28 protein-coding genes are annotated in these 25,747 nt (G+C 63.3%); 9 read left to right on the plus strand and 19 right to left on the minus strand.

The window, feature by feature from the left end:
* Nucleotides 1-164: 164 nt before the first annotated feature.
* Both OUZ45_RS17910 and OUZ45_RS17915 read right to left on the minus strand, forming a co-directional pair.
* Nucleotides 165-923, minus strand: a complete 759-nt coding sequence (locus tag OUZ45_RS17910) for an MBL fold metallo-hydrolase (protein WP_266171663.1) — start codon at nucleotides 921-923, stop codon at nucleotides 165-167.
* 48 nt (nucleotides 924-971) lie between these two features.
* The gene (locus OUZ45_RS17915; RefSeq protein ID WP_266171547.1) at nucleotides 972-1,721 is read right to left on the minus strand and encodes a 3-deoxy-D-manno-octulosonic acid kinase; all 750 of its coding nucleotides are present in this window, start codon (nucleotides 1,719-1,721) and stop codon (nucleotides 972-974) included.
* A gap of 58 nt (nucleotides 1,722-1,779) precedes the next feature.
* Here OUZ45_RS17915 and OUZ45_RS17920 point away from each other — a divergent pair, with 58 nt between their 5' ends.
* Nucleotides 1,780-2,820 (plus strand): glycosyltransferase family 9 protein, encoded by a 1,041-nt coding sequence (locus OUZ45_RS17920; protein WP_266171548.1) that lies wholly within the window; start codon nucleotides 1,780-1,782, stop codon nucleotides 2,818-2,820.
* Here OUZ45_RS17920 and OUZ45_RS17925 read toward each other — a convergent pair.
* Nucleotides 2,805-3,203 (minus strand): DUF6165 family protein, encoded by a 399-nt coding sequence (locus OUZ45_RS17925; RefSeq protein WP_266171549.1) that lies wholly within the window; start codon nucleotides 3,201-3,203, stop codon nucleotides 2,805-2,807. The two genes, OUZ45_RS17920 and OUZ45_RS17925, sit on opposite strands and share 16 nt — an antisense overlap.
* A gap of 129 nt (nucleotides 3,204-3,332) precedes the next feature.
* Here OUZ45_RS17925 and OUZ45_RS17930 point away from each other — a divergent pair, with 129 nt between their 5' ends.
* A complete protein-coding gene (locus tag OUZ45_RS17930) occupies nucleotides 3,333-3,842 on the plus strand; it encodes a glycine zipper 2TM domain-containing protein (RefSeq protein ID WP_266171550.1) in 510 nt (169 codons plus the stop codon).
* An 82-nt stretch (nucleotides 3,843-3,924) separates the two neighbouring features.
* Here OUZ45_RS17930 and lpxK read toward each other — a convergent pair whose 3' ends face one another.
* From lpxK to OUZ45_RS18000, 14 genes are all read right to left on the minus strand, one after another.
* Nucleotides 3,925-4,914, minus strand: coding sequence for a tetraacyldisaccharide 4'-kinase (gene lpxK / locus OUZ45_RS17935; protein ID WP_266171551.1), 990 nt, complete (start codon nucleotides 4,912-4,914; stop codon nucleotides 3,925-3,927).
* 9 nt (nucleotides 4,915-4,923) lie between these two features.
* A complete protein-coding gene (msbA, locus tag OUZ45_RS17940) occupies nucleotides 4,924-6,699 on the minus strand; it encodes a lipid A export permease/ATP-binding protein MsbA (protein WP_266171552.1) in 1,776 nt (591 codons plus the stop codon).
* Nucleotides 6,696-7,127, minus strand: coding sequence for an ExbD/TolR family protein (locus OUZ45_RS17945; protein ID WP_266171554.1), 432 nt, complete (start codon nucleotides 7,125-7,127; stop codon nucleotides 6,696-6,698). The genes msbA and OUZ45_RS17945 overlap by 4 nt, the downstream gene beginning before the upstream one ends.
* Nucleotides 7,128-7,133: 6 nt before the next feature.
* Nucleotides 7,134-7,784 (minus strand): MotA/TolQ/ExbB proton channel family protein, encoded by a 651-nt coding sequence (locus OUZ45_RS17950; RefSeq protein WP_266171665.1) that lies wholly within the window; start codon nucleotides 7,782-7,784, stop codon nucleotides 7,134-7,136.
* 153 nt (nucleotides 7,785-7,937) lie between these two features.
* Nucleotides 7,938-10,259: a DNA internalization-related competence protein ComEC/Rec2 gene (locus tag OUZ45_RS17955; RefSeq protein WP_266171556.1), complete on the minus strand. Its 2,322-nt coding sequence runs from the start codon at nucleotides 10,257-10,259 to the stop codon at nucleotides 7,938-7,940.
* Between the two features lie 143 nt (nucleotides 10,260-10,402).
* Nucleotides 10,403-11,113 (minus strand): lipoprotein-releasing ABC transporter ATP-binding protein LolD, encoded by a 711-nt coding sequence (lolD, locus tag OUZ45_RS17960; protein ID WP_266171558.1) that lies wholly within the window; start codon nucleotides 11,111-11,113, stop codon nucleotides 10,403-10,405.
* A complete protein-coding gene (locus OUZ45_RS17965) occupies nucleotides 11,106-12,350 on the minus strand; it encodes a lipoprotein-releasing ABC transporter permease subunit (RefSeq protein WP_266171560.1) in 1,245 nt (414 codons plus the stop codon). Before OUZ45_RS17965 ends, lolD begins: the two co-directional genes overlap by 8 nt.
* A 105-nt stretch (nucleotides 12,351-12,455) precedes the next feature.
* The gene (locus tag OUZ45_RS17970) at nucleotides 12,456-12,893 is read right to left on the minus strand and encodes a protein YgfX (protein WP_266171561.1); all 438 of its coding nucleotides are present in this window, start codon (nucleotides 12,891-12,893) and stop codon (nucleotides 12,456-12,458) included.
* On the minus strand, nucleotides 12,865-13,113 hold the full coding sequence (locus OUZ45_RS17975; RefSeq protein WP_266171562.1) for an FAD assembly factor SdhE: 249 nt from the start codon (nucleotides 13,111-13,113) through the stop codon (nucleotides 12,865-12,867). The genes OUZ45_RS17970 and OUZ45_RS17975 overlap by 29 nt, the downstream gene beginning before the upstream one ends.
* Before the next feature lie 94 nt (nucleotides 13,114-13,207).
* Nucleotides 13,208-13,993 (minus strand): succinate dehydrogenase iron-sulfur subunit, encoded by a 786-nt coding sequence (locus OUZ45_RS17980; RefSeq protein ID WP_266171564.1) that lies wholly within the window; start codon nucleotides 13,991-13,993, stop codon nucleotides 13,208-13,210.
* 23 nt (nucleotides 13,994-14,016) lie between these two features.
* A complete protein-coding gene (sdhA, locus tag OUZ45_RS17985) occupies nucleotides 14,017-15,804 on the minus strand; it encodes a succinate dehydrogenase flavoprotein subunit (protein WP_266171566.1) in 1,788 nt (595 codons plus the stop codon).
* Nucleotides 15,805-15,809: 5 nt separating this feature from the next.
* Nucleotides 15,810-16,205, minus strand: coding sequence for a succinate dehydrogenase, hydrophobic membrane anchor protein (gene sdhD / locus OUZ45_RS17990; RefSeq protein WP_266171568.1), 396 nt, complete (start codon nucleotides 16,203-16,205; stop codon nucleotides 15,810-15,812).
* On the minus strand, nucleotides 16,202-16,597 hold the full coding sequence (sdhC, locus tag OUZ45_RS17995; RefSeq protein WP_266171570.1) for a succinate dehydrogenase, cytochrome b556 subunit: 396 nt from the start codon (nucleotides 16,595-16,597) through the stop codon (nucleotides 16,202-16,204). The genes sdhD and sdhC overlap by 4 nt, the downstream gene beginning before the upstream one ends.
* Before the next feature lie 81 nt (nucleotides 16,598-16,678).
* Nucleotides 16,679-16,846 carry a DUF1674 domain-containing protein gene (locus OUZ45_RS18000; protein ID WP_266171572.1) on the minus strand — a complete coding sequence of 56 codons (168 nt, stop codon included), beginning with the start codon at nucleotides 16,844-16,846 and terminating at the stop codon, nucleotides 16,679-16,681.
* Nucleotides 16,847-16,985: 139 nt separating this feature from the next.
* Between OUZ45_RS18000 and ygfZ the strand changes: the two genes are divergently transcribed.
* Together ygfZ and OUZ45_RS18010 are read left to right on the plus strand one after the other, a co-directional pair.
* Nucleotides 16,986-17,780, plus strand: a complete 795-nt coding sequence (gene ygfZ / locus OUZ45_RS18005; protein WP_266171574.1) for a CAF17-like 4Fe-4S cluster assembly/insertion protein YgfZ — start codon at nucleotides 16,986-16,988, stop codon at nucleotides 17,778-17,780.
* A 461-nt stretch (nucleotides 17,781-18,241) separates the two neighbouring features.
* Nucleotides 18,242-18,676: a cell wall hydrolase gene (locus OUZ45_RS18010; protein ID WP_266171575.1), complete on the plus strand. Its 435-nt coding sequence runs from the start codon at nucleotides 18,242-18,244 to the stop codon at nucleotides 18,674-18,676.
* A gap of 83 nt (nucleotides 18,677-18,759) precedes the next feature.
* Here OUZ45_RS18010 and OUZ45_RS18015 read toward each other — a convergent pair whose 3' ends face one another.
* The gene (locus OUZ45_RS18015) at nucleotides 18,760-19,248 is read right to left on the minus strand and encodes an outer membrane lipoprotein (RefSeq protein ID WP_266171576.1); all 489 of its coding nucleotides are present in this window, start codon (nucleotides 19,246-19,248) and stop codon (nucleotides 18,760-18,762) included.
* Nucleotides 19,249-19,283: 35 nt separating this feature from the next.
* Complete coding sequence (locus tag OUZ45_RS18020; RefSeq protein WP_266171577.1) at nucleotides 19,284-19,865, minus strand: glycine zipper 2TM domain-containing protein; 582 nt, start codon at nucleotides 19,863-19,865, stop codon at nucleotides 19,284-19,286.
* A 137-nt stretch (nucleotides 19,866-20,002) separates the two neighbouring features.
* Here OUZ45_RS18020 and OUZ45_RS18025 point away from each other — a divergent pair, with 137 nt between their 5' ends.
* The 5 genes from OUZ45_RS18025 to OUZ45_RS18045 all read left to right on the plus strand — a co-directional run bounded on the left by OUZ45_RS18025 (nucleotide 20,003) and on the right by OUZ45_RS18045 (nucleotide 25,682).
* Complete coding sequence (locus OUZ45_RS18025) at nucleotides 20,003-20,770, plus strand: TatD family hydrolase (protein WP_266171579.1); 768 nt, start codon at nucleotides 20,003-20,005, stop codon at nucleotides 20,768-20,770.
* A gap of 114 nt (nucleotides 20,771-20,884) precedes the next feature.
* Entirely contained in the window at nucleotides 20,885-21,412 is a 528-nt protein-coding gene (locus tag OUZ45_RS18030) for a MarR family winged helix-turn-helix transcriptional regulator (RefSeq protein WP_266171580.1), read from the plus strand.
* The gene (locus OUZ45_RS18035; protein ID WP_266171581.1) at nucleotides 21,409-22,926 is read left to right on the plus strand and encodes an efflux transporter outer membrane subunit; all 1,518 of its coding nucleotides are present in this window, start codon (nucleotides 21,409-21,411) and stop codon (nucleotides 22,924-22,926) included. The genes OUZ45_RS18030 and OUZ45_RS18035 overlap by 4 nt, the downstream gene beginning before the upstream one ends.
* Nucleotides 22,913-24,115, plus strand: a complete 1,203-nt coding sequence (locus OUZ45_RS18040) for an HlyD/EmrA/EmrK family protein (protein WP_266171583.1) — start codon at nucleotides 22,913-22,915, stop codon at nucleotides 24,113-24,115. The genes OUZ45_RS18035 and OUZ45_RS18040 overlap by 14 nt, the downstream gene beginning before the upstream one ends.
* A gap of 13 nt (nucleotides 24,116-24,128) precedes the next feature.
* A complete protein-coding gene (locus OUZ45_RS18045; RefSeq protein WP_266171585.1) occupies nucleotides 24,129-25,682 on the plus strand; it encodes a DHA2 family efflux MFS transporter permease subunit in 1,554 nt (517 codons plus the stop codon).
* The last annotated feature ends 65 nt before the right edge of the window (nucleotides 25,683-25,747 follow it).

Genomic DNA, 25,747 nt, shown 5'->3' on the forward strand with positions numbered 1-25,747 from the left:
TGTGTCAGCTCGCCTGCGGCCCGGGCGACGGCGAAGGCAGACTGGCTGTCTGTCGAGGCGGCGCCCGGGCCGCAGGCGAGCTGACACAGCGGCCCCCACAGGTTGAGTCTAGAAGACGGGGTGATGCCTGCGTTGAATAGACCAGAGCATCCCAAGCTCTCGGCTCAGCCCGCATCCGCCCTGGGCGGCAACGGCGCCGAAAGCGCTATCCGAGCACCGGCACCCGCAATCGCATACCCGCGAGCCGTCAAGGCGGCACCATCCTCGACGCTGCCGTAGTGATAGAGCCTCAGCCGCGAGCGCAAAGCGTCGGGATACTCGCGTTCGATATCGTCGATGCCGGTATGCGAAGGGTTGCCGACCAGACCGCAATCGTGCGCAATGATCTCGGTGCCGCCAGCGTATCGCCCCAGCATCTCCGGCACCGGCCGGGTATCGCCGGTATAGGCAAAGCTGCCCGCCAACGCGATGCCGAAGGACGTTCCCGGCATGTGGTGCCGGGTGGCGAACACGTCGAACCACAAGCCATCGAGCCAGAAACCCCGGCTGCATGGCAGCAAGCGGAAGGCCTCCCAGAAATTGATGCCGCCCTCGGCCAGCACATTCGGATAGTCGGCCACCCTTCCCTGCAGCCACGGCATCAATCCAGCTTGCAAAAACAGCTTGGTCTGCCCACGCAGACGCTCATCGAACCACAGGCGGAAGAACAAGCGCTCCAGCCCGCCGACATGATCCATGTGCGTATGCGTGATGAAGAGCGCGCGCGGCGGTTCGCCGTACGCTGCGAGATAACGGTCCAGTGTGTCGGGGCCGCAATCGATCAACAACACCGGCTTGCCATCGCGCTCCAGCACCGCCGACGACGAGCCGAGCTCCACCGCATGCGCCGCGCCGACACCAAGGAAATGCAGGGTCCAGTTCATGGGCTTAGCGGCCTGTTCAATGTCGTGGGGTGGCATGGACAACCTCGCTCACAGCAGGCCGCTCGCGCTCGTGCCGAGACTTAGCTCGTAGCGATATAGCAAAGGCTTCCACAGTGTCTCTTCGAAAATCGCCTCGCCTTGCGCCGCGGCGCCAAGTTTCACCAGCGAGCGGCGCAGGCGCTGCAAGTTGGCCAGCCGCCACCCCTCAGCCGGTTGACGCCGTTCGCCGCGGTCGAAGTCGATCAGATACAGATCGCTGTTCGTCACCAGAATATTGTGTGCGTTGAGATCCGCATGCCAGATACCCACGCGATGGAAGCGTCCCACCAGGGCGCCGACCAGTTCGGCCAACTCCCCATCCAGCCTTCCCGCAGCCAGGCATTCGGCCAAGGTCGGCGCGTTGGGAATACGGCGAGTGATCAAGTCCGCGGTGTAGAACAAACCATGACGCTGGTAGCGCGCCGCAACCACGCCTGGCACAGGCAAGCCTTGTTCGGCCATGTCGGCGAGCAAGCGGAATTCCGCGAAACTGCGGCTACGCCCGGCGCCTATCCAGAGATAGCGGTCGCCCATCCACTTCGCCACCAAACCGCCGCGTCGGTAGTGGCGCAGCACGCATTCGCCGGCCGGCGTCTCGATGATGGCCACGCCACCGCGCCCACCCGTTTGCATGCGCAAAGCACCGCGAGCGCGCCAATAGTCGGGCGCGAACCAGTCGTCATCGACTTGTGGCGAGAGCGCGGCGTCGAACAGAATCGCTCCGGCAGCGCCCTCACGGACTTGCTCTTGCCTCATCATGTCCGGCTTCACGACGCCTTGCTTCCGCCCAATGACCCGCGATTCTAGCCCAAGCCACATGTCCGCTCCCGCCTCGATCTGCCTGCTGCGCACCTCCGCCATCGGTGACGTCACCCACGTCGTGCCGCTGGTGCGCACGCTGCAGCAGGCGTGGCCGCAAACCCGGCTCACCTGGGTCGTCGGCAAGCTGGAGCGACGTCTGGTAGGCGACCTGCCTGGCGTGGAATTCATCACGTTCGACAAAGCTGCCGGCTGGGCCGGCATACGGGCCGTGCGCGATGCACTGCGCGGACAACGCTTCGATGCGCTGCTGCAGATGCAGGTGGCCATGCGCTCCAACCTGCTCAGCCTCGGCATCAAGGCAAAGCGCCGGATCGGCTACGACCACGCCCGCGCGAAGGACCTGCACGGCCTGGTGGTCAACGAGCGTATTCCGGCGCGCACCGGCGAACACGTGCTCGAAGCCATTGGCAGCTTCTGCGAACCACTGGGCCTGAAGCAAACGGCAGTGCGCTGGGACATCCCGATCCCGGAGGAAGCCCACGCCTGGGCCGCCGAACAACTGCCGGGCGACACACCCACCCTGCTGGTCAGCCCCACCTCGAGCCATGCCCTGCGCAACTGGCGCCCCGAACGCTACGCCGCCGTGATGGACCATGCCGCCCAGCGCGGCTGGCGCGTGGCCCTGATCGGCGGCCCTTCGTCAGACGAACGCAACATGGCCGACGCTGTACTCGCCGCCTGCCGCCACGCACCGATGGATCTGACCGGTAAGGACACCCTCAAGCGCCTGATGGCCATGCTCACACGTGCGCAGCTTGTACTCACGCCGGATTCGGGCCCGATGCATATGGCCAATGCCGTAGGTTGCAAGGTGCTGGGCCTGCACGCGGCCAGCAATCCGGACCGCTCCGGCCCTTATTCCGATCGTCGCTGGTGCGTGAACAAGTACGACCAAGCCTCGCGAAAGTATTTAGGCAAGCCCGCCAGTGACATTCCGTGGGGTAGCAAGATCGAGAAACCTGGCGTGATGGACCTCATCGAAATCGATGAGGTCATCGAACGATTCGAGGCGGCGAGCGCTTACTTGCTCTTGTAGTCCTGGTACGACTTCTCTTCCACCAGCTGCGAGCCGAGCTTCAGATTGATCTCGCGCTTCACCGCGGCGCGGTCGTCATTCTGGAAATACACCGCACGAGCCAGATCGATGAATTCCTGATCGAAAGCCTGCGCCTTTTCCTTCAGGCGAATGCGGTCTTCGATGTCCCACAGCGCTTCGTTCACGGCCAGCAGGCGGGCGCGCTCGTCGGCAATATCGGTCTGTGAAGCGGCGTGCTTGGACCAGGTGCCGTTGAGCTGCTCCAGCTCGTTGCGCACATTGGCCAGCTTGGCCGGGTCGGTCATCTGGCGCGACTTGATCTCCAGGATGGTGATCTTGTCGATCAACTCACCGTAGGACACCGGAACTTGGATCAGGCTCATGGAAACTCCAGGTCGAAAACAGGCAGAGTATCCATAGACGCTCTGCGGGCTGTCCATGATAAAGAATTGCCTGCCTTTGGTTCAGCCTTGCCGATTAGACTCAACACGCCCATCCACCCTGGAGAACCCATGAGTACCAAGCGCCTTCTCACCCTGCCCGTCGCCGTGGCGCTAGCCCTCGTTACTGTCACGGCAACGGCCGCCACTGGCAGCAAATCCGTCGCTCCGAGCCGCGCCAGCGTCGACGCCGGCACGCTCAACGGCAACGTGCTGATCCGCAACGACGGCATCTTCCTGCGCTGCACCGAGTGCGGCACGGTGGAGTCGATCGAACACAACGTCACCCAGGGCCGCGACCACGGCACCGCGGGCGCGATCATCGGCGCCGTCGCCGGTGGCGTGCTGGGCAACCAGGTAGGCCGAGGCAACGGCCGTAAGTTGGCCACGGTGGCCGGTGCCGTCGGCGGCGGATTCGCCGGCAACAAGATCGGTACCGGCGGCGGCAGCGAGAGCTGGACGCTGCGTCTGCGCATGGGAAACGGTGACTACAGCAATGTCACCGTGCAGGACGCCAGCGCCATCCGCGAAGGCGACTTGGTGCAGGTCGACCGCGAAGGAAACGTGTCGCGCATCCAGTAAGCCGGACTTCCGCGCAACGGCCGGCGAAAACCGGCCGTTGCCGTTTCAGCGCGTTGGCCGGCGAAAGCCGGCCATTGTCGTTTCAGCGTTTCGCCCGGCGAATCTCCGCCAACCGCGCACAGAGCGCAACGACAAAGGCTTCGGGCAGCACGGCCCGAACTGGCACGGCCCACCAGTGCGGCAAGGCCAGGCGCTGGCATTTCACCGCATCCTTCTCCGTCATCAGCAGCGGCGCGCCATCCCCAAACGCCAGGTCGCCAGACGTATAGGCGTGATGATCGGGAAACGCATGGGGGATCACGTCCAGCCCCTGCGCACGCAGGCTGTCGAAGAAACGCTCCGGATGACCGATGCCTGCCACGGCATGCACGCGCTGACCACGGAAGACCTCCAGGCTGCACAGCTGCTCATCGACCAGAGCCCTCGCCAAGCCGCCCTCCAACTGCATCGGCACTTCACCTTGCTGTGCCTGAGTTCCGTTGCAGATGCGGAAATCGACCTGGCTCAGGCGAGCCAACGGTTCGCGCAACGGACCGAGCGGCAGCAATCGCCCGTTGCCGAAACGGCGCACGCCATCGATCACGCAGATCTCGATATCCCGTTGCAGGCGATAGTGCTGCAAGCCGTCATCGGCCATGACCACGTCGCACCCGGCATCGATCAATAGCTGCGCCGCCATCGGCCGATCCCGTCCCACCGCCACAGGAACGCCACTGGCACGAATCAGGCAGGGCTCGTCGCCCACTTGCGCCGGATCGGGTAGCTCGCCAAGCAGCAGCGGCCCGCGCTCCGTCCCACCATAGCCGCGGCTGACCACGCCAGGTCGATAGCCGCGTTGGCGCAAAGCTTCGGCGAGCGCGATCGTGAGCGGTGTCTTGCCGGTACCGCCGACGCTGATGTTGCCGATCACGATCACTGGCACGGGCAACCGCACGCTGGACAGCCATCCCCGCCGGTACATCACCCTGCGCAGGCGACTCACACCGCCATACAACGCCGCCAGCGGATAGCTCCACCACGGCGCACGTCCCTTGCCGTACCAGGCCGCTTCTAACGTGTCGGCCAGCGCCATGAGCCAGCCTCAGTCGGTGGTGGGCTTGTCGTGGAACTGCATGCGGTGCAGCGCCGCGTAATGACCGCTCAGCGCTATCAACTCCGCGTGGGTACCGCGTTCGACGATGCGCCCCTGATCCATCACCGCGATCTGGTCTGCGTGCTCAACGGTGGACAGGCGATGCGCAATCACCAGCGTCGTGCGATCGCGCATCAGTCGCTGCAGGGCCTGCTGGATCAGGCGCTCGGATTCGGTGTCGAGCGCACTGGTCGCCTCGTCCAATACCAGGATCGGCGCATTCTTCAGAATGGCGCGGGCAATCGCCAGGCGCTGGCGCTGGCCGCCCGACAGAAGATTGCCGCCCTGCCCGATGGGGCTGTGGATGCCTTGCGGCAGGCGCTCGATGAACTCCAGCGCATTGGCCGCCTCTGCCGCGGCCAAAATCTCCGTTTCACTGGCTCCGGCCAGTTCGCCATAGGCGATGTTCTCTGCCACCGTTCCGTCGAACAACACCACGTTCTGGCCCACCCAGGCGATCTGGCGGCGCAACGAAGGCAGCGTGAACGACTCGTAATCCAGACCATCCACCAGGATGCGCCCGGTCGTCGGCGCATTGAAGCGCGGCAGCAGGCTGACGAGGCTGCTCTTGCCGCTGCCTGAGCGGCCTACCAGAGCGGTCACCGTGCCCGGTGCGCAATGCAGGTCGACACCGCGCAAGGCCTCGAAGTCACCGCGTGGATAAACCAAACCCGCGCCTTCGAAGCGAATGTCGCCGCGCGTCCGCTCCAGCACACGCGTGCCGGCATCCACTTCGGGTGGAAGATCGATGATCTCGAACAGATTCTCAGCCGCCGAAATGCCGCTCTGGATATTCGACTGGACGTTGGCCAGACGCTTGAGCGAAGGCAGCATGCCGCCCATCGCCGTCAGCACGGCAATGAATACACCCGCAGATATCCGCTCGATCTCGTCTGGGCGGGTCGCCAGGAACACCATCACCGCGAGCGCGAGTGCCGCGACCGTCTGAATAGCCGTACTCGACTGCGCATTCGTCGCGGCGATCTTCAGGTTGAGGCGACGCGTGCGACTGGTGACCTCGTCGAAACGCTCAGCCGCTTGCGGCTGGCCGCCATAGATGCGTATTTCACGGTTAGCCCCGACCGACTCCTCGACTGTGCCGGTGACCGAACCCATCATGCCCTGGATGCGGCGGCTGATGGCTCGGTAGCGACGGCTCACGATGGCGGCGATCAGCATGATCAGGGGCACCATGATGAACAACGCCAGTGTGAGATACGCGCTGGTGCTGAGCATCACGTACAGCATGCCGAGCACGGTCATGCCTTCGGTCACCACCACTTTCACCGCATCGGTGGAAGCCGAAGCCACCTGCTCGCTGGTGTAGGTGATGCGCGAAACCTGGTGCCCCGAGTGCTCCTGCCCGAAGAAAGCCGCGGGCAGACGCAGATAGGCAGCGAATACATCGCGCTGCATGGCATTCACCACGTTGCGGCCGATATAGGCCACGCCATAACTGCTGGCGAAGGTACCAATGCCGCGCACGAGGAAGATCAGCACGATCCAGATCGGCATCCAGAAGATCAGCACCTGATCCTTCTCGGCGAACAGCTTGTCGATCATCGGCACCAGCAGTTTGGTGAAAACCGCCAGGCCGCCGCCGTCGATCGCCATGCCAATCACGGCAATGACGCCCACCGCCCAGAAACGCCGCGTATAGCCCAGCAGGCGCTTGTAGGTCTGCCGCGTGTGGGCGTCCCATAGCGCGACCTTCTTGCCGCTCATTGCCCCTTGTCCGCCTGGCTCGGCGTGGTGGCAATCGATAGCTTGGTGAAGCCGAGCTGGCCCAGCGCATCCATCGCTATCACCACGTTCTGATGCGACGTCATCGCGTCGGCGCGGATGGTGACCTGACGCTCGCGGTCGTCACCGGCGACATTGGCGATGGCCTGCTTGAGCGGCTCGACGCCCTGCCCCAGCACCTCATCGCTGCCCACGTAGTAGTGCCCGTCGCGATCCACTACCACGGTGAGCGCGGGCGCCTGCATATCGCGTTCTTCGGCGCTTGCCTTGGGCAAGGTCACCTGCATCCGCGAGTGCTGGATGAAGGTGGTGGTGAGCACGAAAAACATCAGCAGGGTAAGCAGTACGTCGATCAGGGAGATCACATTGATCTCGAAGTCGTCGTGCCGACGGTCGTTGCCGATACGCATGCGGGGTCAGCCTGCGCTCGACTCGGTGGAAACAGTACTGGCCGTGTGGCGCGCACGTGCCGTTGCCAGCGCGGACATGGTCAGCTCGTCCAGCAGGACGGTGGCCTGCTTTTCCATCTCCACGCAATAGCCGGCGACCCGCGAGCGGAAGTAGCGATGCAGGACATAGGCGGGAATGGCCACGATCAGGCCGGTGGCCGTGCAGATCAGCGCTTCGCCGATGCCGCCGGCCATCTTCATGGGGTCGCCCACGCCACCCTTCATCACGTCCAGGAACATGCGAATCAGGCCGATCACCGTACCCAGCAGACCGAGCAGCGGGCCAATCAGCGCGATGGTGCCGAGCGTATTCAGATAGCGCTCCATGTTGTGCACCACATGACGGCCGGTGTCTTCGATGCGCTCCTTGATGAGCTCACGCGGACGGTTGCGCACAGCCAGCGCCGAGGCCAGCAGCTCACCCAGCGGCGAGCCGTTCGCCAGTGTGGCGAGATGGGCGGGGTCGAGCTGGCCGGAGCGGGCCCAGGTGCGCACCTCGTCGCCCAAACCGGGCGGCAGCACCGACTTGCGGCGCAAGGTCCAGCAACGCTCGAGAACGATCGCCAACGCGACCGCGGAACAAATCAGGATGGGCAGCATTGCCCAACCGCCAGCCATCAGGATTTCAAGCACGACTACCCACCCATGCGATCACATGCAGGGGCGCATCATAGCAGTCCCTTCCAGCGGTTCCGCGGCGTCCGTGGCAATTGCGCAAAGTGGCTTTACGTGCCACGAAAACCCTGAGAGCCAGACCTCACTGGGCAGCGCTCATTCGCGCCAATAGCGTGCCCGATAAGTGCGCCAGGTCAGGGCGACTGCCGGCGGGCCATCGGCCGGGAAATCCATTCGAATCGCACCGCTGTCGGCCGTATTCAGCAAAGGCACCCCGAGTTGGGCGTAGCGCGCCACTACCGTCGGATGAGGATGGCCGAAGCGGTTGCGCCAGCCGGCCGAAACCAGGCCCCAGTCGGGATCTAGAGCACGAATGAACGGTTCGCCCGACGATGTACGGCTGCCATGATGCGGAACTTGCAGCACCAGCGGGGCCCCATCCGTTGCTTCGGCAGCTAACTGGGATTCAATCCGGCTGCCTATATCCCCCGTGAGCAGCACGCGCCCCGCAGCCCCCTCGACCAGCACGACGCATGAGCGATCGTTGCCTTTGTCGCCGGGCCGCACCTGGCTTGGGCTCAAGACGCGGAAGTGCACGCCATCCCAATCCCACGTTTGCCCGGCTTCGCAGCCCTCCATGGGCAGAGGCATGCGCTCTGACTCACCGGCCAGGCGCTTGGCATCGGGAAAAGCAGCAGCCACCACTTGAGTGCCACCCGCGTGGTCATTGTCGGCATGGCTCACCATCAGCATGTCCAACCGATCGATACCGAGCGCGCGCAGGGAAGGAAGCACCGCCGCCTCGCCCAGATCGAAGTCCGACGGATAACGTGCCCCAGTGTCGTAGACCAGCGCATGGTTTCGCGTACGAAGAACCATCGAAAGCCCCTGCCCCACATCCAGCATCCACAGCTGAAACGCCCCTTGAGCAGGCAAGGCAAGTGGCGGCCAAACCAACGGCAGGAACAGCAATCCGCCAAGCCCCCGCAGCGGAACACCACGCGGAAGAAACAGCCACCACGCACCCAGCGTCGCCAGCACCAACACCCATGGCTTCACTTCGGGCAGATACCAATGCGCGCCGGGCCAGCCCGCCATCCGCTCGAGCAGCCACCACTGCCCATGCGCCAACCAGGCGGCCAGTCGGAACACGGGCGTCGCCAGTGGCGGGCAAAGGCCGAGCATGAGGGTGCCAAGCAAGGCGAATGGCACCACGACAAAACTGACGAAGGGCACCGCAACCAAGTTGGACAAGGCCCCAACCAGCGACGCTTCGCCAAAGAACCACAAGGTCAACGGCAGCAACGACAAGGTCATCACCAGCTGCCCTGCCGTGAGCTCGCGCAGGAAACCCCGAAGACCGCGCCCATGTGCCGTGAGGCAAAGCATCAGGAAGGCTACGCCGACAAAGGAGAGCCAGAACCCGGCGGAAAGCACGGCGAGTGGGTCCACCAGCAAGATGACCAACAGAGCAAGCGCAAGTGACTGCGCCCCGCTGCCATGACGTCGCGTGCATCGCGAAAACGCCACCACGGCGATCATCAGCAGGGTGCGCACCGTCGGCAGTCCGAAGCCAGCCAATGCGCTGTAGAGCGTGGCGACCAACAACGCCGCCGTCGCTTGTGCTTGCAAACGCGGCACCCGGAGACCGAACCCAGGCCAACAGCTGTAGATGAACTGAAGCAGCCAGAGGCCGGCGACGGCCGCCACGCCCACATGAAAACCAGAGATCGCAATGAGGTGCGATATGCCATTGGCGCGCGCGATCTCCCAGTCGCGCTGGCTGAGGTCGCGAATGTCGCCGACCGTGAAGGCTTTCAGCAAAGCGGCATCATGTGGATCACCAACGCGTTCGGCGATATCGCGGGCGATCGCATCGCGAACGCGGTTGATACAAGGCCGTGGCGATCCAAGCGAGGTATTGGCCGGGTCTTCGCGCACGTAGCCCGTTGCGACGATACCGTGCTCCAGCGATGTGCGCTCACTGTCGCCGCCACCAGGATTAACCAAACCGCGCGGCCGTTTCAGACGAAGGTTCAACCGCCATTGTGCACATGGCACCAGTGCCGGAACGGCATTTTTTTCGGTGGCGTACCACGCCACGCGAAGCCGTCCGCGAAGGTCTATCGGACGGCCATCCACCGATACCTGTTCCGCTGTCAGGACAAACCGCGTGGCGTCCTTCCGCACCTGCGGCAGATCGCTGACGGTGCCGGTGACGACAAAATCGCGCCCCTCCAGCTCACGCGGCAGCCGCGCCTCCATGCCTCGACTACCGCACCAGCATGCCCAGGCCATGCCTAGACATACCCATGCAAGCCATCGCAGCCGTGGCCAGCGCCATGCTGAAACAAGCGACACCACACCAAACGCCGCGGAGAACCAAAGTGGTGGCAGGCTCGGCAGCCACTGCACCACAACCACGCCGAACAACAGAGCCGCTGCCGTCGCCACCAGGCCTTGAACGCGCACCGCCATATCCCATCCCTACGGATGGCTCCAGCCTATCGTGTCGACACCGACACGATGGATGAATCATGCGTAGGTGATGGCCGGTAATCTTGTCGGCCGCACTGCCATGGTTCTGCGTCAGCGCTGCCGGCTCTCCGATCAAAAAGCGATCAGGTTCGTGGCTTCTCTTGCAAGCTGCCGCTGTGCAACTCCAGCGTGCGATCCATGCGTGCAGCCAGACGGCTGTCATGCGTGACCAGGATGAAGCTGGTGCCGATTTCACGATTGAGCTCCAGCATCAGCTCATAAACGTGCTCGGCATTGCCTTCATCGAGGTTCCCGGTGGGCTCATCGCCCAACACGCAGGCCGGCTTGGTCACCAGCGCGCGTGCCACCGCACAACGTTGGCGCTCGCCGCCGGAGAGTTCAGACGGCTTGTGTTCCAGGCGCTTACCCAGACCCACGCGCGCAAGCAGTTCATTAGCCTGCTTTTGCGCTTCCGCCATCGGCGTGCCGCGAATCAGCAACGGCATGCAGACGTTCTCCAGCGCGGTGAACTCGGGCAGGAGATGATGGAACTGATAGATGAAGCCGAGCGAACGATTGCGCACACGGCCACGCTCGGCGTCGGAAAGCTTGGAAAGAGTGCGCCCTTCCACTTCCACTTCGCCGCGGGTCAACGTGTCCAACCCGCCAATGATGTGCAGCAGCGTGCTCTTGCCGGAACCAGAGGCGCCCACGATGGCCAGCGTCTCGCCGCGCTTCAGGGTGAAGTTCACATCGCTCAGCACATCAGTGTGCAGGCCGCCCTCTTCGTAGGTCTTGGCGATATGGCTGGCGCGCAGCACGATGTTGTTGTCGGCAGTCATCACATTACTCATAGCGCAGCGCCTGCGCCGGCTGCGTACGCGAAGCGCGCCACGCGGGATAAAGGGTAGCCAGCAGCGAGAACAGGAAGGTGACGAGAGCCACCCAACCCACGTCACTACCCTGCAATTTGCTGGGCAACTCACTGATGTAATAGACGTCCGGCGAGAGGAACGTCACGCCAAAAGTGTGCTCGATCCACTTGACGATTTGCGGCAGTCGCCACGACAGCAGCGAACCCAGCCCCACACCAAATCCGATACCGAAAAAACCCACCAGCACACCCTGGACCATGAACATGCCCATGATGCTTCGCGGCGTGGAACCGAGCGTGCGCAGAATGGCGATGTCCGCCTGCTTGTCGGTCACCAGCATCATCAGCATCGAGATCAGGTTGATCACCGCGACGAGGATGATCAGCGAGAGAATGATGAACATCACTTTCTTCTCCATCGAAATGGCGGAGAAGAAATTCGCGTGGCTGTCCATCCAGGTATCCACCTTGTAGACCTGGCCTAGTTCATTCGCCAGCTCACGCGCTACCGGCCGCGCGTTGAAAAGATCGTCCAGGCGCAGTCGGATGCCGGTGGGGCCATCAAGGCCGTTGAGTTTCTCCGCATCGCTCATGTTGACCAGCGCCAAGCCGGAATCGAACTCCTGCATACCTAGCTCGAAAATGCCGGTGACCTTGAAACCGCGCAGGCGCGGCACGCTGCCCATCGGTGTAGCGCGAAATTCCGGCACCGCCATCGTCACCTTGTCGCCCACGTTGACGCCCAGCGTCATCGCCAGCTCACGGCCGAGCACGATGTTCCATTCACCCGGCACCAGGTCGGTGAGCTTGCCCTCGACCATGTGCTTGTCGATGTCGGAAACCTTGGGCTCCATCGCGGGCTCGATGCCCCGCACCAGAGCCCCGCTCGGACGGCGTGCCTGCAGGAAGGCTTGGCTTTCCACATACGGAGCGGCACCCTGCACATGCGGATTGGCTTCAGCGATCTGCACAGCCCTCGACCAGTCCTGCACGTTCTCACCTGGCAGGCCGGAAACCGTCGCATGAGAAATGGCACCGAGAATGCGCGTGCGCAGCTCGTTGTCGAAGCCGTTCATCACCGACATCACGGTAATCAGCGCGGTTACGCTGATCGCGATGCAGACGATCGAGACGGTGGAGATGAAGGAAATGAACTGATTGCGCCGCTTGGCTCGCGTGTAGCGCAAGCCGACGAAGAGCTCTAAAGGTCGAAACATGGACGGGTCGCTTGTAGGTTCGCTGGGCTCGCCGCCCGGACATCGCGTAGGACCGCGACGCCGCGGCAGAGTGCCCCAAGCCTTGCGGTTCGGCAAGCCGACAGCTCAGAAACGGGGTGTAGCCTCTTCAGGTGCGGCAATGGCCAGGCGCATGCGCAAACGTCGGCGAAGGTCGGCATCGCTATTGTCCGGCGCCAGCAGGAGCACGATTTCACCCCCGCCAACAGGCCGCAAGCGCAGCAACACAAAAGCGCCCAGCGCCCGGAACGATGCCAGCGTCGCCATGGCATCTTCGCCCTGATGGAGGCGCAGGCTCCAGCTACCATCGGCCGCCCAACCTGCCGCCCGAACCGGGTGTTGCCCAAGCACCATGAGCGTGCGCAGCAGCGACAGACCGATACATGCCAGCAGTGCGACTTTCAGCCAGAACGTCAGGCCGGCCAACATCACGGCCAGCCCTGCCAAGCCGGCCACCGCCATCAACAAGCGGCCGAACAGGCGGGATGGACGATACTCAAAGCCGATGGCGGGCGCGGATGTCATCGATGATCACCTGCCAATCCGCGCGCTGTGGCCGGGCGTGACCCATCACCCAATCCCACAGGTCAGGATCCTGCACGTCGAGCAGTTCGTCGAAGGCTTGGCGCTGCGCTTCGTCGGCAGCGGCGAAGCGTTCGTCCAGCCACCCGCCGAACAGCGCGTCCAGTTCACGGGTGCCGCGACGGGTGCGCCAGCGCAGGCGTTTGATACGTGCCTCTTCCATGGGTTCCACCGAGCTTCGCGTCTCCTGAGACCCACACCCGCATCACGGGTAAAGTGAAGAGGCCGGCGTGGCGCCGGCCTCTTCTATCCATCGATCAAGGAGCGCGACGCTCGACGATCAGTTTCTTGATTTCCGCGATCGCCTTGGCCGGATTCAACCCCTTCGGGCAAGTGCGCGCGCAGTTCATGATGGTGTGGCAGCGGTACAGCTTGAACGGATCTTCCAGATCGTCCAGGCGAGCACCGGTGTCTTCGTCGCGCGTGTCGACGATCCAGCGGTAGGCCTGCAACAGAATGGCCGGGCCGAGGTACTTGTCGCCATTCCACCAGTAGCTCGGGCAGCTGGTTGAGCAACAAGCGCACAGGATGCACTCGTACAGACCGTCGAGCTTCTTGCGGTCCTCCGGCGACTGCAGGCGCTCCTTGTCCGCCGGGGCCGGGCTCTGCGTGCGCAGCCACGGCTTGATCGAGGCGAACTGGGCGTAGAAGTGCGTCAGGTCCGGCACCAGATCCTTCACCACCGGCATGTGCGGCAGCGGATAGATCTTGACGTCGCCCGAGGCGCAGTCGCTGATCGCCTTGGTGCAGGCCAGCGTGTTGGTGCCGTCGATGTTCATCGCGCACGAACCACAGATGCCTTCGCGGCAGGAGCGGCGCAGGGTGAGCGTCGGATCGATCTCGTTCTTGATCTTCAGCAGGGCGTCCAGAACCATCGGGCCGCACGCGGCCATGTCGACTTCATAGGTGTCGATGCGCGGGTTCTTGCCGTCGTCCGGCGTCCAGCGATAGATGCTGAATTTACGCGGCTTCTTGGCGTCCTTGGCCGGATAGTGCTTGCCCGGCTGGACCTTGGAATTCTTGGGTAGCGAAAACTCTGCCACAGTAATGTCTCCAGTCCGGGTACTTAGTAAACGCGCTTCTTCGGCGGCACCACTTCGACCTCATCGGTCAAGGTGTACATGTGCACCGGACGGAAATCGAAGCTGGTCTTGCCGGCTTCGTCCACCTTCACCAGCGTGTGCTTCATCCACTCGGTATCGTTGCGGTCGGGGAAATCCTCGCGCGCATGACCGCCACGGCTCTCCGGACGCTGCTCGGCCGAATGCATGGTGGCGACAGCCTGATCCAGCAGGTTGGCCAGCTCCAGCGTTTCGATCAGGTCGGAGTTCCACACCATCGAGCGGTCGCTGACGTGGACGTCCTTGAACGATTCGCGCACGGCCGAGATCTTCTCGGAGCCTTCCTTCAACGTGCTGCCGGTGCGGAACACCGCCGCGTCACTCTGCATGATGCGCTGCATTTCCAGGCGAATCTGCGCGGTCGGCTTGCTGCCCTTGGCGTTGCGCAGTCCATCAAAACGGGCCAGTGCCTTGTCGAGAATGTTCGCCGGCAAATCCCTATGTGCCGTATCCGGCTTGATCAACTCGGCGCAGCGATGCGAGACCGCGCGGCCGAACACGACCAAGTCGAGCAGCGAGTTGGAGCCGAGGCGGTTCGCGCCGTGCACCGATACGCAAGCCGCTTCGCCGATGGCGAACAGACCGGGCACGATCGCGTCGACATCGTCACCCTTCTTCTGCACGACTTCGCCGTGGTAGTTGGTCGGGATGCCACCCATGTTGTAGTGCACGGTCGGAATGACCGGGATCGGTTCCTTGGTCACATCTACGCCAGCAAAGATGCGCGCCGACTCGGCGATGCCCGGCAGGCGTTCGTGGATCACGTCCGCACCCAGGTGCATCAGGTTGATGTGGATGTGGTCCTTGTGCTCGCCGACGCCGCGGCCTTCGCGAATTTCCATCGTCATCGCACGGCTGACCACGTCGCGCGAGGCCAGATCCTTCGCGTTCGGGGCATAGCGCTCCATGAAGCGCTCGCCATTCGAGTTGGTCAGGTAACCACCCTCGCCACGCACGCCTTCGGTAATCAGGCAGCCCGCGCCGTAGATACCCGTCGGGTGGAACTGCACGAACTCCATGTCCTGCAGCGCGAGACCCGCGCGCAGCACCATGCCGCCGCCATCGCCGGTGCAGGTATGCGCCGAGGTTGCGCTGAAGTAGGCGCGGCCGTACCCGCCCGTGGCCATCACCACCGCGTGACCGCGGAAGAAATGCAGCGTGCCTTCGTTCATGTCGAGCGCGAGCACGCCACGGCAAACACCTTCGGCGTCGAAGATCAGGTCGATCGCGAAGTATTCGATGAAGAACGTGGCGTCATGCGCCAGCGCCTGCTGATACAGCGTATGCAGGATGGCGTGGCCGGTACGGTCGGCCGCAGCGCAGGTACGCTGCGCGGTGCCTTTGCCGTAGTGCGTGGTCATGCCGCCGAACGGGCGCTGGTAGATCTTGCCTTCCTCGGTACGCGAGAACGGCACGCCGTAGTGTTCCAGCTCGATGATCGAGGGAATGGCCTCGCGGCACATGTATTCGATCGCGTCCTGGTCGCCGAGCCAGTCGGAACCCTTGACGGTGTCGTAGAAGTGGAAGCGCCAGTCGTCCTCGCCCATGTTGCCGAGCGCGGCGGAGATACCGCCCTGCGCCGCCACGGTATGCGAACGGGTCGGGAACACCTTGGTGATGCAGGCGGCCTTGAGGCCCTTCTCGGCCAGACCAAAGGTGGCGCGCAGGCCCGCGCCGCCGGCGCCGACCACGATCACGTCGTATTTATGCTGTTGGATTTTGTAGCTTTCCACGATCTTTACGCCCCCAGCGCAACGCGCAGCACGGCCAGCACGCTCGCCAGTGCGCCTAGCACCGCGAGAAACTTGATCAACGCCATCGACACCACTTCTTTCCAGCGGGTGTGGACGTAATCCTCGATCACCACCTGCAGGCCGAGCACGGCATGCCAAAACACCGTGATCGAGAAGGCGATCAACAGCAGGGCATTCCACGGCTTGGCTACAGTGGCCTTGGCAACAGCGTAGTCGGCATGCAGCAGGCCCAGCACCGTGACCACGAACCACAGGCCGAGCACGACCAGAGCCGCCGCCGTGAGGCGCTGAGTCCACCAATGACCGACACCGGATTGCGCCGAACCCAGACCTCGGGCGCGCTTGAGGGGATTACGCAGATCCTTCGCGTTCGCGCTCATGCCGCACCTCCCGCCGTCAGCACATAGGCCCAGACGATCACGGTCAACACGATGCTGCCGATCACCGACAGCCAGCTCGAACGCACGAACTGCGGGATGCTGTAGCCGGCGCCGGTATCCTGGATCAGATGTCGGATGCCGTTGCACAGGTGATAGAACAGTGCCCAACTCCAGCCGAACAGCAGCGCCAAGCCGATGGGGCTACCGATGCATATCTTGAACTGATGGAAGCTCGCCTCGCCGCTCGCGAGGGAAAGCAGGCCCCACAGCACCAGCAAGGTGCCGACCGCGAGGGCGATGCCGGTGGCGCGATGCAGGATGGAGGTCACCATCTGCACTTGCCACTTATATATCTGTAGATGCGGAGAGAGCGGTCGTCGCGTGTCTGCCATGGCGGCTATCCTGTGTGGAATCGCTGATGCCCGAGACGTCCCCTGTAACCACCATGCCGACGCCTTCGTCGACGCGGCGGATCAGAAGTCGATACAGCGCCCATTCTTTTCCCAGTCGCCATAGCGCGTGGGATCGGGGGCCGGCCGCTCCTCCGGAACCTTGTCGACCGCCCCGTCCTTGGGCACGGCTGCACGCTCCGCCGGAACGGATACAGGCTTGGATTCGGTATGAGAGGACGTATTGGACATGGTTTAGTAAGCCGCCGAAGGTTAATACTTGCGTTAAGACGGCACAACCTTGACGACTGCCGCATCGTTTGACCAAGGGGTACTCTGAACCCCGCCCTGCGACTTGCAGACCGCCCTCATCGCCCCCATCCCGCGCCTCATGCCCCAACACTATCCCGCCGAAACGCTCCTGCTCGAAGGCCCCGACGCCATTTCGTTTGCGCAGTCCCAATTCAGCAGCCAGGTCGACACGCTCGCCGATGGACAATGGCAGTTCAGTGCCTGGCTCGATGCTCAGGGACGGGTACGCGCGCTGTTTCACCTTGCGCGACTGGCGCCAGATCGATTACTGCTTTTGCTACGTGGTGGAGATGCCGCTTCGATAGCGGATGCACTGCGACGCTTCGTGTTCCGTTCGAAAGTGACGGTGCAAGCATTGCCTCCGCGCACACTCGGCACCAGTCCCGCACGAGATGCTTATGTCGTCGATGAAACCCAGACGCCGACCTTCGGTTGCGGCACACACAGTCTGATCGTCGGTGCGCACGAAGATGATGCATGGCGTGTGCAACAGATCCGCATGGGCTGGCCTTGGCTGCCCGACAATGCGTTGAGTGCATTGCTTCCACCCGCGTTGTCACTGGAACGACTGCAAGGCGTTGCATTCGATAAAGGCTGTTACCCCGGCCAGGAAATTGTTGCGCGACTGCACTATCGCGGCGGACATAAGCGGCATATGCATTGCGTCGTATTGTCGCAACCCGTAAGCGCTGGCAGTGTGCTGCGCGAAGGCGATCAAGAGATCGCCATCGTGCTCGATGCAGTCACAACAGACGCGCATGGCGAAGCGCTTGCAGTGATCAACGATGCGATTGAAGCGCAGGCAACACAGCGTCTTCTTCACGCCAACGATGGCAACATAGAAATGCAACTGCGAGAACGTTGGCCTGCGTAATGACAAACTGCTCACGCTTACTGATCATCAATGCTTGCGATTGTGAGCAACGCGTGAACTCGAACGACCCGGCACTTGCCAGAAGCGAAACTCGCCACTAGGCTCCGCCGATCAAATTCGCTGACACCCCCTGCCCATGGGTGTCGATGTACGCGACGAACCGGAAGGGTCCGGATCGGCGCGACCCGGCAGAGATGCCGGAGGAACAACCGCCAAGTGTGCGGAACAGAGTTGCAGGCCATTGGGTTCATTGCGCACCCAAGCAACGCCTAAGCAGCAGTATCGAACGGCACCGGATCAGCCGTTCAAACGCCACAATCCCGTGGCAAACCACCTCGGCCACAAGTTTCGGCCACGGTGTGTTCAATCCAGGTGGAACGGCCTGCCCGCCCGTCCACCGCAACGGCGCGCTCGGTTCAGCAGTAACGACCTTGTCGCGTACAGCACGTTGGAGGCAGACAATGAAACTTTCCATGCTGTTGTGGCTTGCGTCCGTGCTGCCTCAACCCATCGCCGACCAGACCTGCCTGGCGACGACGGTGTATCTCGAAGCCCGCAGCGAGTCGACCATCGGCCAATTCGCCGTGGCCGAAGTCGCTCTTCGTCGCCGCGATCGCGGCAGCTGGGGCAAGAATGTGTGCGAAGTCGTCACCTCGCCACGCCAGTTCGCTACCACCACCACCGCACGCAGCTTTGAGGTGACTGACCTCAATGCCTGGACCAAGGCGTGGAAGATCGCTGGCGACTCTATCGTCAACTGGAGCCTGCCGACGAACGAACGCATGGTCTATGTACCTCGCGCCGATCACTTCGCCACCACCTCCGTCTCACCCGCATGGAGTTCGAGTCGAGTGGTGCGCACTATCGGCGAACACGCTTTCTACGCGGTCAACTAGTCCGCAAAAAAAGGCAAAAGAAAAGGCCCTCTCACGAGGGCCTTTTTTTGTTTCATTGAAAAGACGTCTAGACGTCCAATCAATCATTGGCGATACACTCGATTGTTACGGATCTCGACATAGTCGCCGCGACGCACCTGAGGGTCGTCGGCCTGGGTCACCGTCGCATAGCGGCCATCGTCGAGACGGACGCTGATCTGATACGCCGTATCCGGCCCACTATTGCGCTTGCCGACCTCGTTGCCGACAGCACCACCGGCTACAGCACCCACCACGGTCGCCGCCGTTCGGCCATTGCCCTTACCTACCGTGTTGCCGAGCAGACCGCCCGCCACCGCGCCAATGACCATGCCCAGCGGCGAGGCGCTCTTGTCGACGTTGATCACCTGTACGTCATTCACCACGCCACACTGCATGCAGCGATTGGAACCGTAACCGCCATTGCCATAGCCGCCGTTGTCGTAGCCACCGCCGCCATAGCTTCTCGGCGGCGGCGTGGCGCATGCCGCCAGCAGCGCAAAACAGGTAGCCAAAGCTGCACCGGCCAGACGCTTGTTAAACAATGTCCTCATGGCGAGATCCTCGATGAAGGTCAACGTGCGTCAGGTCAATGTGCATCAGAGACGGCGACCACACCTTCCTGAATCTGCACGCGATCGCCTGGATCGTGATCCATGCGGATCGTGCGCGTCACACCGTTGTATTCATAGGCCACATCGTAGCCAACCACTCGGTCGCCGCCCTTGCCCGCCACCGTCGTACAACGACGCTGCGTGCTGGAGACCATGTTGTTCTCCTGACGGTTCTTCTGGATTTCATGACCGGCATAACCGCCGCCAACGGCACCTGCCACCGTGGCCAACGTACGGCCCTTGCCGCCGCCGATCTGATTGCCCAACAAGCCACCGGCCACCGCGCCGATGGCGGTACCCGCGATCTGATGCTCATCCTTCACCGGCGCACGGTGGGTCACCACCTCATCGTGACATTCCTGGCGAGGGGCGCTGGCCTCCTCACGCACCGGCGTCACACTGACCACGCGGGCGAATTTGGCACCAGCCGGCGCCGACTGCGAAGCCATCCCGCCCACGCCACCATCGGCGTTCGCCTCCCGGTTACAGGCCGTCAGGCCGACCGCAAGGACGGCGCCGAGACCCAAATTCAGCGCGGAAATGACTAACCTGCTCATAATGCTCTCCTGTATGGATCACTGGCGCACCCCGCACCATTTAAGGCGATCCGTAGTGAATTCATTGAACTCTCGGCCGACTGAATGCTTGCTTAGACCGAGCCGAGCCATGCTAGCCCGTTCATCCGGCAATTCCTGTGATCGACCTAACCGATAGCCACGCTCATATCGACGACCCCAGTTTCGACGGCGACCGCGACGCCACCTTCCAGCGTGCGCGCGACGCTGGCGTGCGGACGGTCATCGTGCCAGCCATCCACCAGGCCTCCTGGCCAGGGATCGCCAGGCTCTGCGAAGCCCATCCGGAGGCGCACCCCGCCTACGGACTTCATCCCATGTATCTCGACCAGCACCGTCCCGAGCATGTGGACGATCTTGTCCACTGGCTGAATGACCATCGCGCTGTGGCCGTCGGCGAGATCGGCCTGGATTTCTTTCTTGAGGATCTCGACCCCGGACGCCAGCGCGACTATTTCCAGCAGCAACTCCGCATTGCACGGGATGTCGATCTCCCAGTCATCGTGCACGCCCGCCGGGCGCTCGACGAGGTAACTTCCACCCTGCGCCGCATCGGCGGCCTGCGCGGCGTCGTGCACAGCTTCTCCGGCAGCGAGCAGCAGGCGGAACAGCTCTGGCAGCTTGGCTTTCACATAGGTATAGGCGGTCCCGTCACCTATGAGCGCGCCCAGCGGCTACGCCGCATTGTCGCGACCATGCCGATCGATCATCTCTTGCTGGAAACGGACGCCCCCGACCAACCGGGCGCATGCCATCGCGGACTGCGCAACGAACCGGCGCACGTGACCGAAGTGTTGCGGATCGTCGCGCAGTTGCGTGGCGTCACGGAGGATGAGATCGCGACGCGCACCACCGCCAACGCGCGCGACCTGTTCCGTCTGGCCTAGCGTTCCTCGCCACTATTTCTTCTGCAAACTGATGACAAGGAACACTGGACACTTGCGGGGATGCTGAACCGACTGTTAGCTTAATAGTTCACTGGTGAACTATTTCTTGGTGAAATGTCCAGTCTGCAAGAATGCATCACCCATATGGATGCCGGCATTACGCGGGTCAGCGAGACTATGCCCGGGCTTCCGGTGCGCGAGGTCGTCCTGCTCCGCCTGCTCCTGATGACCAGCAGCTCGGTGGTCGCGCACATTGACCAGCTGCTCAAGCCCTACGGCATGAGCGACAGCGACTTCCGTACGCTGATGATGATTTACAGCGCCCCCGATGGGCGTGCCTCGCCAAGCGAACTGTGCGACGCGGCGCAGCAAGGCGCCACCAACATGACGCGCATCGCCAACGTCCTGGTGAAGCTCGGCTTCATTACTCGCGCCGCCAGCGCCGAAGATCGCCGCCGGATCGAACTGAGCATCACGCCAGCGGGCAAGCGCTTCGCGCGCAAACTGCTGCCCACCCTGTATCCGCGCGTACACGGCGCCTTCGCCAGCCTGAGCGCCGGCGAAAAGAAGACGCTCGACCACCTGCTGCGCCGGGTGGCCGCCAACATCGACAACCTCACCGCTTCGGACCCCCGTCCATGACTGCCCTTCCCCCGCAACGCCGCACCATCGGTCGTCGCGCAGCCATCGTCGCGGCGATCGCCGTGGCGCTGGCCGGCTGCGCCATTCCCGCCAAGTTGCAACACCCCGCCTTGCGCGACGACGTGCCGCTGGCTGGCATCGAAGCCCCCGCTCGCGCCGGCTGGCCCGAGACCGAATGGTGGCGCCAGTACAACGATCCGCAGCTGGACGATCTGATCGCGCGCGCCATGAAAGGCTCGCCGGATTTGGCCCAGGCGATGTCGCGCGTGGATTCGGCGCAACAGTCGATCCGCATCGCCGCCGCGCAGGCCGGCCTCAGCGTCAACGGCAGCGCGGAAGTCACTCGCCAGCGCCTGAGTGAACACGGCCTGATTCCTTCGCGCTTCCTCGGTTTCACCTGGTACAACCAGGCCGACCTTGGCGTGCAGCTGCAGTACGACTTCGACTGGTGGGGCAAAAAGCGCTCGGCCATCGAGTCCGCGGTTGACCAGGCGCACGCCGCCGAAGCGCAACGTAGCGCGGCCGCGCTCGCCATCCAGAACGCGGTAGCCGACACCTATTTCGGTTGGCTCGCCGATCAGGCTCGCATCGATGTCGCACGCCTACAGGTGGAAACGCAGGATCAGTTCGCCCGCGTCACCGATCTGCGTGTGCGCCAAGGCGTCGATCTACCCGACGACGCCCAGAAGGCCAAGGCCCAACAGGCCGCCGCCCGCGAAATGCTCGTGGCCCTGGAAAGTTCGGCCAAGATCCGTCAGGCGGCGCTGGCCAGCCTCATCGGTGTCGCACCTGCCGATATGCCGGCGCTGCAGCCGCGCCCCCTTCCGGCGATCGATGGCGGCCTGCCGGCCCACGTCGGCATGGACCTGATCGCGCGCCGCCCGGATATCGCCGCCAGCCGCTGGCAGGTCGAGGCCGCACTGAAACAGACCGATCTGGTCCGCGCGCAATTTTTCCCCGACATCAGCATCTCGGCCATGGCCGGGCTGTCCAGCATCGATCTGGACAAGCTGTTCAATGCGTCCAGCCGCGTCTTTGCGCTGAGCCCTGCCCTGCATTTGCCGATCTTCAACAGTGGGCTGCTGCAGGCGAACTTCCGCGCGAGCAAAGCACAGCTGGAATCCGCGGTGGCGCAGTACAACAGCACAGTGCTGTCCGCCGCACGCGACGTCTCGGTGCAAAGTCTCACCGCCCAGCAGTTGGTGGCGCGACGCAAGGAACAATTTGTGCAGATCGACGCTAACGAGCGTCTAGTGGCAAATGCGCAGGCGCGGGCACGACAAGGTGTGCGCGATATCCGCGAGACCCTTGGCGCCAAGTCGCAACTGCTGCAACAACGCGATGACGCACTCACTCTGCAGGCACAGGCACTGTCGACCGATCTCTCGCTGATCAAGGCGCTCGGCGGCGGCTACCACGTCGCTGGCGACGGTGCTGCTCAGCGCGACAACGACACACCCGCCTCTTCTACTTCTTCATCTTCTTCCGGAGCCGCCGATCATGAGCGCCACTGAATCCACCACGCGCAAAGACGCCAATGACAACGGCATGGCCGCGAAGAATCCGGGCAAGCGCCGTCGCGCCCTGCTGATCGTCACGTTTATTTTCGTCGCGCTCGGCCTGGGCTGGTTCCTGTTGTGGTTGTTTGTGTTTTCCACCCGCGAGACCACCGACAACGCGTATGTCGGCGGCAACCAGGTCGCCATTTCCGCACAGGTGCCGGGCACGGTGGTGGCGATCCTCGCCGACGACACGCAGCGCGTGGAAGCCGGCCAGGTGCTGGTGAAGTTGGACAGCACTGACGCCGATGTGCGTCTGCGCCAGGCCAGCAGTGCATTGGCCCAGGCTGTGCGCCAGGTGCGCCAGCAGACGGATACGGCAACGGGTGCCGATGCCGCCGTTGCGGCTCGACGCATCGACCTGAAGAAGGCCCAGGCGGACCTCAAGCGTCGCCTGCCGCTGATCGCCGAGCAAGCCGAAGCCCCGGAAACTGTGCAGCACCTGCGCGATGGCGTGGAACAGGCACAGGCTGCGCTCGACTCGGCCGTGGCGCAGGCCAATGCAGCACATGCCGCTATCGAAGGCACGGAGGTCGCACAGAACCCGGCCGTGGAACAGGCCCGCGCCAACTTCCGCGCCGCCTGGGTCGCCGCCCAGCGCAACGCGATCTTCGCGCCGGTGACCGGCTACGTCGCGCAGCGCAGCGTGCAATTGGGCAATAGCGTGCAACCCGGCCAGCAGTTGATGACGGTGGTGCCGCTGCACGATCTATGGATAGATGCCAACTTCAAGGAAAACCAGCTGCGCCACATCCGCATCGGCCAGCCGGCCGAGATCGTCGCTGACGTCTACGGTAGTGGCGTGAAGTACCGCGGCAAGGTGATTGGCCTCGGTGCCGGTACCGGTAGCGTGTTTTCGCTGCTGCCTGCGCAAAACGCCACCGGCAACTGGATCAAGGTGGTGCAGCGCGTGCCCGTGCGCATCGCCATCGACAACAAGGATATTGAGCAGCATCCGCTGCGCATCGGCCTGTCCACCGACACCACCGTGAACATCACCGACGACAAGGGGCCCGTATTGGCTCAGGCACCAGCACAGCAACCGGCCGCAGAAACCAAGGTGTATGAGCAGATGGCGAGCAAGGCCGACGCAGAGGCCGATCGCATCATCGGCGAAAACCTGAGCAGCCGCAGCACTCACTGAGCCCGAGCAGACCATGGCCGCCACGCCCAACGACGCTGCACCCCTGAAGCCACTGCAAGGCGGTGCACTGGTCCTTCTGACCATCGCCGTCGCGTTCAGCACCTTCATGGAGGTGCTGGACATGACCATCGTCAACGTGGCCGTGCCGCACATCGCCGGCAGCCTCGGCGTGAGTCCCAACGAGGGCACGTGGACGATTAGCTCCTACGCACTCGCCAGCGCGATCATGCAACCGCTCACCGGTTGGCTGGCACGGCGATTCGGCGAGGTGAAAACCTTCATCGGATCGGTGTTGCTGTTCGTGGTGTTCTCGATGCTGTGCGGCCTTGCCAACAGCATGCCGCTGCTGGTGATTGGCCGCCTGCTGCAGGGCGCCGGCTCCGGCCCGATGGTGGCGTTGTCGCTAACCCTGCTGCTATCCAGCTACCCCAAGGCAAAGCAGGGCATCGCGTTGGCGTTGTGGGCGATGACCGTGGTGGTGGCGCCGATCTTCGGCCCTATCCTCGGCGGCTGGATCACCGACAACTTCTCCTGGCCGTGGATCTTCTATATCAACGTGCCGGTGGGCATGCTGGCCGCGGTCATCACGTGGACTCTGTTGCACAAACGCGAGACCAAGACTTACCAGACACCGATCGACGTGATTGGCCTGGTGCTGCTCGTCGTCGGCGTGGGCGCCCTGCAGTTCATGCTCGACAACGGCAACGACCACGACTGGTTCGCCTCGCCGATGATCACGGTGCTGGGCATTACCGCACTGGTGTGCATCGTTTTCCTGATTGTGTGGGAGCTGCATGCCAAGCATCCCGTCGTGGATCTGTCGCTGTTCAAGCGGCGCAACTTTACCGTGGGTGTGATCGCGCTATCGCTTGGTATGATGGCGTTCTTCGGCATCAACGTGGTGTTCCCACTGTGGCTACAGACCACGCTGGGCTACACCGCCACCTGGGCCGGCCTGGCGACCGCGCCGGTGGGCATTCTCGCCTTCCTGATGGCGCCGGTGATCGGCGCGAATATCAACCGGCTGGATCTACGTGCCGTGGTGACGGTGGCGTTCCTGATCTTCGCCGGCACCTCGCTCTGGTTTTCGACCTTCGACAGTTCGGCCTCGTTCGCCACGCTGGTACTGCCCCGCTTCATCATGGGCGCCGGTATCGCCTGCTTCTTCATCCCGTTGAACCAGGTGTACCTGTCGGGCCTGCCAGGCGACCAGATTGCCAGCGCCTCGGGTCTGGCCAACTTCTGCCGCACCATGGGTTCCAGCGTGTCCACTGCGGTCAGCGTGACGCTGTGGCAGCATCGCGGCGAGTTCCACCACGCGGTGCTGACCGAAAGCGTGACACCAGACCATCCCGCGACCACGCAGTTTCTGCAGGGACTGAGCCACGCCGGCCTGACCGGCACCAAGGGCCTGAGCCTGGTCGATCAGCTATTGACGCGCGAAGCGCTGACGTTGGCCGTGAACGACGTGTTCTGGCTATGCGCGATGCTGTTCCTTGCGATGATTCCCGTGCTGTGGTTCGCCAAACCGCCCTTCGGCAACGCGGGTGGGGCCGTAGGCCATTGATCACAAAGATTGAATGACTTTTTTGCTGCATCTTTCGGGTGCAGCAAAAAAGTGCCCCAGGCGAC

The organism is Dyella subtropica (assembly GCF_026283965.1).
Taxonomy (GTDB): Bacteria; Pseudomonadota; Gammaproteobacteria; order Xanthomonadales; family Rhodanobacteraceae; genus Dyella_D; species Dyella_D subtropica.

What these genes read in the sequence shown, in the direction of transcription:
- OUZ45_RS17920 (WP_266171548.1), top strand. Translation starts at nt 1,780, where the DNA reads ATGTCCGCTCCCGCCTCGATCTGCCTGCTGCGCACCTCCGCCATCGGT.
- OUZ45_RS18000 (WP_266171572.1), bottom strand. Translation starts at nt 16,846, where the DNA reads ATGTCCAATACGTCCTCTCATACCGAATCCAAGCCTGTATCCGTTCCG.
- sdhC (WP_266171570.1), bottom strand. Translation starts at nt 16,597, where the DNA reads ATGGCAGACACGCGACGACCGCTCTCTCCGCATCTACAGATATATAAG.
- OUZ45_RS18010 (WP_266171575.1), top strand. Translation starts at nt 18,242, where the DNA reads ATGAAACTTTCCATGCTGTTGTGGCTTGCGTCCGTGCTGCCTCAACCC.
- lpxK (WP_266171551.1), bottom strand. Translation starts at nt 4,914, where the DNA reads ATGGCGCTGGCCGACACGTTAGAAGCGGCCTGGTACGGCAAGGGACGT.
- OUZ45_RS18045 (WP_266171585.1), top strand. Translation starts at nt 24,129, where the DNA reads ATGGCCGCCACGCCCAACGACGCTGCACCCCTGAAGCCACTGCAAGGC.
- sdhD (WP_266171568.1), bottom strand. Translation starts at nt 16,205, where the DNA reads ATGAGCGCGAACGCGAAGGATCTGCGTAATCCCCTCAAGCGCGCCCGA.
- OUZ45_RS17925 (WP_266171549.1), bottom strand. Translation starts at nt 3,203, where the DNA reads ATGAGCCTGATCCAAGTTCCGGTGTCCTACGGTGAGTTGATCGACAAG.
- OUZ45_RS17945 (WP_266171554.1), bottom strand. Translation starts at nt 7,127, where the DNA reads ATGCGTATCGGCAACGACCGTCGGCACGACGACTTCGAGATCAATGTG.
- OUZ45_RS17965 (WP_266171560.1), bottom strand. Translation starts at nt 12,350, where the DNA reads ATGTTTCGACCTTTAGAGCTCTTCGTCGGCTTGCGCTACACGCGAGCC.
- OUZ45_RS17930 (WP_266171550.1), top strand. Translation starts at nt 3,333, where the DNA reads ATGAGTACCAAGCGCCTTCTCACCCTGCCCGTCGCCGTGGCGCTAGCC.
- ygfZ (WP_266171574.1), top strand. Translation starts at nt 16,986, where the DNA reads ATGCCCCAACACTATCCCGCCGAAACGCTCCTGCTCGAAGGCCCCGAC.
- OUZ45_RS17975 (WP_266171562.1), bottom strand. Translation starts at nt 13,113, where the DNA reads ATGGAAGAGGCACGTATCAAACGCCTGCGCTGGCGCACCCGTCGCGGC.
- OUZ45_RS17950 (WP_266171665.1), bottom strand. Translation starts at nt 7,784, where the DNA reads ATGGCTGGCGGTTGGGCAATGCTGCCCATCCTGATTTGTTCCGCGGTC.
- OUZ45_RS18035 (WP_266171581.1), top strand. Translation starts at nt 21,409, where the DNA reads ATGACTGCCCTTCCCCCGCAACGCCGCACCATCGGTCGTCGCGCAGCC.
- OUZ45_RS18020 (WP_266171577.1), bottom strand. Translation starts at nt 19,865, where the DNA reads ATGAGCAGGTTAGTCATTTCCGCGCTGAATTTGGGTCTCGGCGCCGTC.
- OUZ45_RS18015 (WP_266171576.1), bottom strand. Translation starts at nt 19,248, where the DNA reads ATGAGGACATTGTTTAACAAGCGTCTGGCCGGTGCAGCTTTGGCTACC.
- OUZ45_RS18030 (WP_266171580.1), top strand. Translation starts at nt 20,885, where the DNA reads ATGTCCAGTCTGCAAGAATGCATCACCCATATGGATGCCGGCATTACG.
- OUZ45_RS17915 (WP_266171547.1), bottom strand. Translation starts at nt 1,721, where the DNA reads ATGATGAGGCAAGAGCAAGTCCGTGAGGGCGCTGCCGGAGCGATTCTG.
- lolD (WP_266171558.1), bottom strand. Translation starts at nt 11,113, where the DNA reads ATGAGTAATGTGATGACTGCCGACAACAACATCGTGCTGCGCGCCAGC.
- msbA (WP_266171552.1), bottom strand. Translation starts at nt 6,699, where the DNA reads ATGAGCGGCAAGAAGGTCGCGCTATGGGACGCCCACACGCGGCAGACC.
- OUZ45_RS17970 (WP_266171561.1), bottom strand. Translation starts at nt 12,893, where the DNA reads ATGACATCCGCGCCCGCCATCGGCTTTGAGTATCGTCCATCCCGCCTG.
- OUZ45_RS17955 (WP_266171556.1), bottom strand. Translation starts at nt 10,259, where the DNA reads ATGGCGGTGCGCGTTCAAGGCCTGGTGGCGACGGCAGCGGCTCTGTTG.
- OUZ45_RS17910 (WP_266171663.1), bottom strand. Translation starts at nt 923, where the DNA reads ATGAACTGGACCCTGCATTTCCTTGGTGTCGGCGCGGCGCATGCGGTG.
- OUZ45_RS18040 (WP_266171583.1), top strand. Translation starts at nt 22,913, where the DNA reads ATGAGCGCCACTGAATCCACCACGCGCAAAGACGCCAATGACAACGGC.